The sequence below is a fragment of the Rhodococcus sp. P3_B8 genome, from assembly GCF_056402775.1.
Genome location: NZ_JBFUGT010000275.1, coordinates 1 through 8699, shown reverse-complemented (window position 1 = coordinate 8699; position 8699 = coordinate 1). Strand labels below are relative to the sequence as shown.

Annotated in this window: 6 protein-coding genes and 1 pseudogene; 3 read left to right on the top strand and 4 right to left on the bottom strand. The window is 65.1% G+C overall.

Translation table 11 applies throughout. The features are described 5' to 3' along the window. Both AC1D1G_RS36975 and AC1D1G_RS36970 read right to left on the bottom strand, forming a co-directional pair. On the bottom strand, positions 1-1319 hold a 1319-nt coding region (locus AC1D1G_RS36975), incomplete at its 3' end, for an FAD-dependent oxidoreductase (RefSeq protein WP_477956025.1). Then, entirely contained in the window at positions 1316-2551 is a 1236-nt protein-coding gene (locus tag AC1D1G_RS36970; protein WP_283352073.1) for a 3-hydroxyacyl-CoA dehydrogenase family protein, read from the bottom strand. The genes AC1D1G_RS36970 and AC1D1G_RS36975, both read right to left, overlap by 4 nt. Positions 2552-2874: 323 nt before the next feature. On the opposite strand from AC1D1G_RS36970, the gene AC1D1G_RS36965 reads away from it, so the two are divergent. The 3 genes from AC1D1G_RS36965 (at position 2875) to AC1D1G_RS36955 (ending at position 5927) form a co-directional block, all read left to right on the top strand. Continuing rightward, positions 2875-4044: an aromatic ring-hydroxylating oxygenase subunit alpha gene (locus AC1D1G_RS36965; RefSeq protein ID WP_477956024.1), complete on the top strand. Its 1170-nt coding sequence runs from the start codon at positions 2875-2877 to the stop codon at positions 4042-4044. A 54-nt stretch (positions 4045-4098) separates the two neighbouring features. Next, complete coding sequence (locus AC1D1G_RS36960; protein WP_283352071.1) at positions 4099-5250, top strand: acyl-CoA dehydrogenase family protein; 1152 nt, start codon at positions 4099-4101, stop codon at positions 5248-5250. Between the two features lie 206 nt (positions 5251-5456). Then, a complete protein-coding gene (locus AC1D1G_RS36955) occupies positions 5457-5927 on the top strand; it encodes an esterase/lipase family protein (RefSeq protein WP_477956021.1) in 471 nt (156 codons plus the stop codon). Between the two features lie 5 nt (positions 5928-5932). Here the strand turns inward: AC1D1G_RS36955 and AC1D1G_RS36950 are convergent, their stop codons facing one another. Together AC1D1G_RS36950 and AC1D1G_RS36945 are read right to left on the bottom strand one after the other, a co-directional pair. Beyond that, complete coding sequence (locus tag AC1D1G_RS36950; protein ID WP_283352069.1) at positions 5933-8173, bottom strand: molybdopterin-containing oxidoreductase family protein; 2241 nt, start codon at positions 8171-8173, stop codon at positions 5933-5935. Beyond that, positions 8170-8699, bottom strand: a pseudogene (locus AC1D1G_RS36945) (ferredoxin); the annotation flags it as partial. The gene AC1D1G_RS36950 and the pseudogene AC1D1G_RS36945, both read right to left, overlap by 4 nt.

Genomic DNA, 8699 nt, shown 5'->3' with positions numbered 1-8699 from the left:
ACATACACCCCCGGCACCGGACGCTCGTCCACCGGATCGAACACGCGGCCTGCAACGTTGGGGACCGTGCCGCGTTTCGAGTCGAACGGCAACCCCGGCACGGGAGCACCGCGGTAGCCGACCGAACGCAGTACCAACGAGGTCTCGAGATCCTCTTCGCCTCCGTCCGTCCGGGTGGACGCGATCCGTAGACCTTCGACGTGACTGTCACCGAGGATCTCGACGGGCGTCCCGTGGAACCTCAGGGTGATCTTCCGCCGACCCGGTCGAGGAGAGCGGCGTGCGTAGTCGGCCAGCGTCCGCAACTTGAACGGGGCATCGTCGGAAGCGTCRTATCCGCCGTGAACGCTCACCTCGACCTCCTGCAACGCTCCCAGCGCTATCAGCTCGGGTGTGGTGAACGCTGCATGCTCCGGCCCTCGGCGTCCGAGGACCACGACTTCTTCGATAGTGCTGCGCCGAAGTGCATCCAGGGCATGTTCGGCGATATCACCTGGGACGAGCCGGTCGGGATCGCACGCCAGGATCCGTGCCACGTCCAACGCCACATTGCCGTTTCCGATCACCACGACACGACGCCCCGACAGATCGAAGGTGCGACCCGCGGAGTCCGGATGTCCGTTGTACCAGGCGACGAATTCGCGTGCAGCAAGACTCCCCGGCAGATCTTCGCCCGGGATGCCGAGCTTGCGGTCGTCGGACGCACCACTCGCGTAGATCACCGCATGGTGATGATCGAGCAGCTCGTCGACACTGATATCCCGACCGATCTCCACACCGAGGAAGGCACGGAAACCGTTGCGGCCGGCAGTACGGGAGAAGACCCGCTCGACGGCCTTCGTGGTCTGGTGATCCGGAGCCACCCCGAACCGGACGAGCCCACCGGCGACCGGGAGCCGCTCGAACATGGAGACATCGACGTCGACGTCGCGCCGAGTCAACAACTCCTCGGCTGCATAGAAGGCGGAGGGACCTGAACCGACAATCGCCACCTTCAGCGGACCGGGCCGGGGCGCCGCGACGACAGATGCGGTCGGCACCTCGCTCGGGCCGGACACGGTCGGGTTGCCCAGGAAGTACGCGGCATTGAGGTCCTTGTAGATCTCGGCATCCGGGGTGAGGTCGCTGTCGGGAACGATCGCGTCGACCGGACACACGTCGGCGCAGGCCCCGCAGTCGATGCAAGCGGCCGGATCGATGTACAGCATCTCGGTGCGCTGGTACTGCGCTTCATCGGGAGTCGGGTGAATGCAGTTCACCGGACACACCGCGACACACGTCGCGTCGTTGCAGCAGGCTTGGGTAACTACGTAGGTCATGGGCACTCCGGTTGATCGTATGGTTCCGAACTCCGCTCCGGTGGGAGGAAGCGGTCGCCGTAACGGCCTGCAAGCTCGCGGGCACGAGCGGTGAACCCGTTCTCGCCACCCGGATAGGAACGCCTGAACGACAGAACCCCACCCGTGTGCGCGGGGAACCCGATGCCGAGAACAGATCCTTTGTCGGCGTCGGTCTCGGATCCGACGACACCTTCGCCGAGACAACGCAGCGCTTCGAGGACCTCGACGAACAACAACCGGTCGCGCATATCGCTGCACGGAATACGCCGTGCGGGCCCGAACACCTCACGAAGGACGGGCCACAATCCCAAACGCGTACCGTCCGAGTCGTACTCGTAGAAGCCCTGACCGTCCGACCTGCCCCCGCGACCGCATTCGTCGATCATTCGGTCGCGGACGCTGTCCGCTTCGCTCCCCCGCCACGTCCCGCCGGCCGCCTCGACGGCCAGACGGTTCTCGCGCTGCACCGCGCGGTTGAGCGTCAACGTGATCTCGTCGAGCAAGCGGAGCGGCGGCACCGGATAGCCGGCGGCGGTCGCTGCGCGCTCGACAAGGCCCGGATCGATTCCCTCCCCGACCGCGACCAATGCCTCGTCGAGATAGCGCTCCATCACACGGCTGGTGAAGAACCCCCGACTATCACCCACCACGATCGGTACCTTCCCGAGCATCCGCGCGAACGCCAGTGACGCCGCGACGGTGGCCTGCGATGTACCCGATCCGACGATCGTCTCCACCAACGACATCCGGTCGGCGGGCGAGAAGAAGTGCATCCCGAGGAAGCACTGCGGGCGTTGTAGCTTTGAGGAGAGAATGGCGATCGGCAGGGTCGACGTCGTCGACGCAAGCACCGTAGGAGCCTCGGTGACTGCCTCGACCATCTGCAGCACCTGTTGTTTGACGGCGACGTTCTCTGCGACCGCCTCGATCACCAGCGCGGACGCCCACAGATCCGTGACGCACTCGGTGGGCGTGATGCGCCCGAGCAAGGCCTGCGACATCCGTCTGTTCGAGGTCCCCGCATTTCGCGCATGAGCTTCCCGCCGGTCGGCGTACGACTTGCCTCGGCGCGCATTCTCAAGAGTTCGCGCCCACAGCACGACGTCGGCTCCGGCCCGCGCGCAGGTGTAGGCGATGGCCGCACCCATCATCCCGGCGCCGACGACGCCGATCGTGGTGCCCGCCAGGCTCTCGGACCTCTCACTCGACACCGCAGACCCGATCCGTGCTCGTACGGTCCTGACCGACGTGTCAGTGTGCATCGGCAGGTACCTCCCGTTCGATAGCAACCGGCAGCCCGATCGTCGCCGGGATCACGTCGCCGAGTGAATCGGATCACATCGACCGCAGTGGGCAATAATCTAATCCCAGTAGATTCTCAGCGCAAGACCCGATTCCTGCCGCAACCTCGGCGCCGGGGTTTACAGGTAAAACTACGTCAGTTAGATTTAGAGGCGTTGATCCGCAGCACACACGTTCGCAAGCCGGTGACCACACGGTAGCCGGGCGCGTCCACGAGACTGGAGGAGATGCAATGACCGAGGTCGGAGCACCCCGCGAGCAACGCATTCGCCGGGCCCTGGATCACCTGCGCAACGACACGACGGACGAGTTCGACCACATCACCTGGTTTCAGCCGGAGGAATTCACCGATCCGGCCATAGCCAAGCGAGAGCGTGACCTCATCTTCGGACGGGTTCCCTCGATCGTCGCGCATGGTTCCGAGATCCCCCGCTCCGGCGACTTCTTCACCCTGCAGATGCCGCGGAACAACATCATTGTCGTCCGCCAGCGCGACGGTGGCGTCAAGACATTCGTCAACCTGTGCCGGCATCGGGGCGCCCTCCTCGAGAAGGAGGAGAAKGGCCGCTGCCGCCTGTTCTCCTGCCCGTACCACCGGTGGTCGTACGACACGGACGGCACCCTGCGGACGATCACCCGTGACAACACCTTCGGGGAAACCGACACCACGAGCAWGGGCCTCGTCGAACTGCCGACCGAGGAGCGCCACGGTTTCATCTGGGTCGTCGACGAGGCGAACGCCGAGATCGACGTGGCCGGCTGGCTCGGGAAAGAGATGGATGCAATTCTGTCCGGGTACGACCTCGATTCCAAGATCGCCGTCCAGTCCGAGGGATTCGACGAGCCGGTCAACTGGAAGATCATGCAGGACGCCTTTCTCGACGGGTACCACATCCAGTACGCCCACCCCAACACTGCCGCCAAGCACATCCACACCAACGTGATGGCGTTCGAGGACTTCGGCAGGCACTGCCGCTTCATCGCCCCGCGTAAGTCGATCGATCGGTGGATCGAGGAAGACCCCGGCGACCGAAGCCTGGCCAAGGACATCACGGAAACCCACTTCCTGCTTCCCAACAGCACCCTGCTGCGGCAGCCGGATCACTTCCAGCTCCTCACCTTCCGGCCCCACCCCACCGATCCGCAGCGCTGCCGCATGGAGATGCGTCTGATCGTGCCACCAGTGGCGGACACCGAGATGACCGAGGAGAAGTGGACTCGCCTGTGGAACAAGAACTGGGAGATTCTGCTCGCAGTTCTTCATGCCGAGGACTTCCCACTCCTGCGGGACTCCCAGCACGGTATGACGAGCGCGAACGCCGGACGGATGGTGCTGGGCCAGAACGAGGTTGCCAACCAGGTGTTCCGGCGTGAGACCCAGAAACTGCTGGCAACGAACTGACAAACACACGATGTGCAGGTCGCCTGACGGGCGTCCCGCATCAGGAGGAAAAACATGCAGAGCGATCTCTTCGACCGGGACCACGAGTTGTTCCGCGAATCCGTCCGTGGATTCATCGACAAGCACGTGGTTCCCCAACTCGAGAAATGGGATGCGGATCGCCTGATCGATCGTGAGACCTGGCTGGCGGCGGGCCGCCAGGGCCTGCTCGGACTACCCGTCCCCGAGGCGTACGGCGGGCCCGGTGAACTCGACTACCGCTTCCGGTTCGTGATCCAGCAGGAAATCGCCCGAGTCGGCGCATCGGCTCTGCAGTCCGGGTTCTCCACGAACGACGACATCGTCCTCAACTACCTTCTCCGTCACGCCGACGAAGACCAGCGCCGACGGTGGTTGCCGGGATTCGTCACCGGTGAAACCATCGGTGCGATCGCCATGAGTGAGCCTGCCGCGGGCAGCGACCTGCGTGCCATCCAGACCACTGCCGTCGCCGACGGCGACACCTGGGTGATCAACGGGTCCAAAACCTTCATCACCAGCGGCATCCTCGCCGACATTGTGATCGTATTCGCGAAGACAGATCCCTCTGCCGGCTCCCGCGGCTTCAGCCTCTTCGTCGTCGAGGACGGAACGCCGGGATTCAGCCGAGGCCGCAAACTGGACAAGCTCGGTCTGCACGCGCAGGACACGGCCGAGTTGTTCTTCGAGGACGTACGTATCCCGAAGGAGAATCTGCTCGGTGAGGTGGGCTCCGGCTTCGCGTATCTGATGCAGAGTCTTCCCCTCGAACGACTCGGCATCGGCATCGCCGCACAGGTCTCGGCCGAGGCAGTTCTCGGCTGGACGCTCGACTACGTCAAGGAACGCACCGCCTTCGGCAAGCGTATCGGCGATTTCCAGGGCATGGGCTTCTCACTCGCCGAACTTCAGACGGCCGTCGAGGTGTCGCGTGCGTACGTCGATCGGTGCGTGCGTGAACACAACGCCGGCACCCTCACCGCCGTCGACGCCGCGAAGGCCAAGCTCTGGGCTACCGAACTGCAAGGCCGGGTGATCGATGCCGGCGTCCAATTCCACGGCGGCTACGGCTACATGATGGAGTACCCCGTCGCGAAGGCGTACATCGACGCTCGAATCCAACGGATCTACGGCGGTACCAACGAGATCATGAAGGAAATCATCCATCGCGATCTGATGAAGGCCTGATCGAATCCGGGCAGGCGAAACGGGTGCGGCTGACTATTCTCGGCCGCACCCGATTCGCCGCTCTCGCCCTTGTCGCCCGTCGAGAACCTAGACTCCTTAGATAAGTAGCCGATTGCCCGCAGTCGCGGAAGAGGAGTGGGACGAGATGGGTGTAGTCGCGCGCGGGGTGGCAGTGTGCAGTCTCCTGGCTGTACGCCAACTGGGCGATGTACTCACCACAGCTGAAAGCGGACGGCTATTGCATCTTCGGCCTGAACTACGGTGAACCAAACACCGGACCGTTCAATCAGACCGGGGACATGCGCGTGTCCGCGCAACAGTTCGGTAACTACGTCGAGGAAGTTCTCGCCGCCACCGGCGCGGACAGGATCGACATCGTCGGGCATTCGCAGGGCAGGCTCGTGCAATCTCCTCGCCTGACACCCCCAGGCCAAAGATCTCGTCGGACGCGCGATTCCCGCGGTCGACGGCGGCACCGCAGGTTCGGCGTTTGTCTTAGAAACCGGCGTCGACGGAATGACCCGGCCGGAAGTCGAATACGCCACTGTCACTTCCCGGTCCGATCTTGTCGTGCAACTGAGCGAGTCTCAGCTACCACCCGGACCGAACGTCTCCCACGTCGTGGTCCAAGATTCCTGCGCCGAGAACCTGACCAATCACGGGACCATGGTCTATGACGACATCACTCTGCGTATCGTCCGGAATCTCCTGGAGCCGGCGGCGGCCGTCGCGCCCAGCTGTCATGCGTTGCGCCACTGCCCTGAACGTCAATTCTTCCCCGAGGGGATCCCATGGCCCGGATCACCTCGACGTTGATGCCGGTGAGCTGTGACTGGTTGCTGAGGGGGTCGTAACCGTCCGTGCCGGTGGGCGCGAGCCGGTTGACGTTCACACCCGGGTTGCGCCTCGCCACGTCCAGCCCTCGGGCCGTGCCCTGCCCCCAGCCGTGCGTCATCGCCACGACACCCGGCCGGAGGGTGTCGTCGCAGACCAGAACCGCCTCGATTTCGCCGTGACGGTTGCGCACAGTGACGTCGTCGCCCTCTACGAGGCCCCGGCACCGCGCGTCGTCCGGGTTCATCCACAACGGATTGCTCTGATGGACAACCTGTTTGAACACCGGAAGGTTGTGCAGCCAGCTGTTGACCATGTAGTGGGTGCGCCGGGTGATCAGCTTGAGTTGGTCGGCGGGTTCCGCGGCCAGCTCCTCGAGAATTCGTTCGGCGGTGTCGTACGAGCGCTGAAACAGTGCGGGGCAGCAGTCGATCAGTCCGTCGTCGTGCTGGACCGCGATACTGAACACGTGCGCGGGATCGGCCTCCGGCAGCACCGCGGTCTGGCAGGGCATCGTCGCGAGAAGGTCGATACTCAGACCCGAGTCCCGCATCATCGCGTCGACCGCGGCGAACGGATTCGGGTCCGGGTCGTCCAGCAGGGTCGGGACGCCCATCTCTTGTTGGATGCGGGACAGAATCCACCAGTCGTCGCGGCGCTCCCCCTTCGCCGGCACGACGGCGGGCGTGTACTGCACATAGGGCTCCATCGCGACGCCCATCGTGTTGAGGAAGTTGATGTCCTCCCGTTCCAGCCAGTCCGTCGCGGGCAGTACATAGTCCGCCATCTCGCCGGTGACCGTGCGATACAGATCGACGGTCACGATCAGGTCCAACTGCTCGAACGCACGGCGCAGGCGGCCGTCCCCGCCGACCGACAGCAGCGGGTTGCCCGACACCACGATCAGTGCGCGGATCGGGTCGTCGGGGTTCTCGATGAACTCCGGGAGGAGCGCGGCGGGCAGGTCCCCGCTGACGGTGCGCATCTCACCGAAGGGACCGTCGTAAAAGGGGTCCTCCCGCTTGCGCTTCGAGCCCTGCACGACATCGGCGACACCGCGGGAGTAGATATTGCCGCCGCGTCTGCCGAGGTTGCCGGAGAACAGGCTCACCATGGTGAGCATCCAATAGGCCAGGGTGCCCTGCCGGCCCTGGTTCACGCCGGTCGCCATGTAGATGCTCGCGCTCGGCGCCGCGCAGAAGTCGGTGGCGACCTGCCGGATCGTGTCGGCGTCGATACCGGTGACCGCGGCGATCCGGTCGACGGGATACTGCCGGACGAAGTCGAGCAGTTCGTCGACGCGTCGCGCGTGACGTTCCACGACGTCCCGGTCGTACCCGATCCGGAACACGATCTCGTGCAGAACTCCGGCGAGGAAGTAGAAGTCGGTATCCGGCTTGATCAGCAGCACCTCACCGGTCTCCGGTGACGACGACTCGATGCGGCGCGGATTGACGAACAGCACGGTTCCGCCGCGCTTGTTCACAGCGCGGATCTTGGCCATCGGATCCGAGATGTGGATCAGCGTCATGTGCGAGACCTGCGGGTTGCTGCCGAGGCACAGGAAGTAGTCCGTGTGYAGCAGGTCGGGAATCGGATGCGCCATCGACGCGCCGTAGATCGCCTCACTCGCCGCATATTTGGCCGATGTGTCCTGCGTTCCCGCACTAAAGCGCATCCGGGTGTCGAAGCCGCGGGCGAGCGTGGCGGCGTTCGCGTAATAGGCTCCGTTGAACGCCGACGGGTTGCCCTGATAGACGGCGAGGGCGTTGCGGCCGTACTTCTTCCGTATTTCCTGGAGCCTGCCGGCGATCTCGCGCGCCGCGACATCCCAGTCGACGGGTTCGAAGTCGCCGCGTTCTTCGCTCCGCGGATTGGTCCTCTTCAGCGGCCGGTCGAGCCGGTCCGGATCGGAGTGGACCTGCAGGTAGTGCACGCCCTTGTGGCAGGAGAACCCTTGGTGCACGGGATGATCCCGGTCCGGCTGCAACCGGACCACCTCGCCGTCCCGGACGTCGGCGAGCAGGCCGCATCCCGGTTCGCAGATGCGGCAGAACGTGTGCAGTTGGGTCGTGTCCTTCGGGGTCATCGGACTGCCACTCCCGCGACGACAGCCGCCTGCCCGGCGTCGACGATCTTGATGCGGGGCCTGCCTGCCTCGCGGCCGCGCTCGCGCTCGAAGCGGTCGATCGCGCGCCAGTCCGCACCGCCGAGCGCGTCGGGTCGGCGTTCGCGCACCAGCGCCGCCAGGTCTGCGGAGGTCCCGGTCGGGGCGGGGAGCAGTCCGGCACGGTGATCGGCGAGGAGGGCCTCGACGGTCTCCGCCGCGCAGTAGCGATTGGTGCCGATCACCCCGGTCGCGCCGCGCTTGATCCAGCCAGCCACGTAGTGGCCGGCCACGGCCTGCCCTGTGTCGGGCAGCGTGACGCGGCCCGACACATTCGCGACGGTTCCGGCGGCCTCGTCGAACGGGAGGCCGGCGATCGGCAGTCCGCGGTACCCGACCGCCCGCAGTACCAGACCACACTCGATCCGGTCCTCGGTGCCTGCGTCGGTGCCGGTCACGATCAGGGCGGCGGTACGCCCGTCCCCTACCACCTCCTGCGGAGTGGTGC

Bases quoted from the DNA above. Each gene is read 5' to 3' on its own strand.
- AC1D1G_RS36960 (WP_283352071.1), top strand. From the start codon at position 4,099: ATGCAGAGCGATCTCTTCGACCGGGACCACGAGTTGTTCCGCGAATCC.
- AC1D1G_RS36955 (WP_477956021.1), top strand. From the start codon at position 5,457: ATGTACTCACCACAGCTGAAAGCGGACGGCTATTGCATCTTCGGCCTG.